Here is a 614-nt window from a genome sequence, read left to right on the forward strand (position 1 = left end):
CACCTACCCCCCTCGAATGGCGCGAGGCGGCCCAGAAGGCGCTGAAGGATCGGCCAATCGAGTCGCTGATGCATCTCGACGCCGATCAACTGGTGACGCGGCCGTTGTATGCCGGCGCGACGGGCGTACAGCCGATCTTCGCCCCGCGTCCATCCGACTCCGAAGGCCGGGCCTGGGATCTGCGGACGCTGGTGGAGGGCGACGATGCCGAAGCGGTCAACGCCGCCGTCCTGACCGATCTGGAGAACGGCGCGGCCTCGGTGGTGTTGAAGGGGCGGGTGCTGGCGGATTCCGCGCCCTTGGGCCGGGCGCTGGAAGGCGTGGCGCTGGAGTTGGCGCCCGTCGCGCTGGACGCCGGGATCGACGGGCCGGATGCAGCCAACGCCCTGGCGGTCGTCGCCAAGGGCTCTCCGCGCGCCAAGCTGCGATTTAATATGGACCCGGTCTCGGCCTTCGCTGAGGCGGGCGGGGCCCCGCGTTCGGTAGAAGAGCATCTGAGCCTGGCGGCCAATACAGCGGCGCGTCATGCGGGCGCCTATCCCGATGCGACCTTTTTCCTGGCCAGCGGGCGCGTGGCGCACGAGGCGGGCGGATCGGCGGCGCAGGAGCTGGCC

Annotated in this window: 1 pseudogene; it reads left to right on the top strand. The window is 70.7% G+C overall.

Annotated elements, in window-relative coordinates:
• Positions 1-614: pseudogene (locus JWG43_RS20630) on the top strand (methylmalonyl-CoA mutase family protein); the annotation flags it as partial.

Origin of the sequence: Desulfobulbus alkaliphilus, assembly GCF_016918545.1 — a bacterium.
Lineage (GTDB): Bacteria > Desulfobacterota > Desulfobulbia > Desulfobulbales > Desulfobulbaceae > Desulfobulbus > Desulfobulbus alkaliphilus.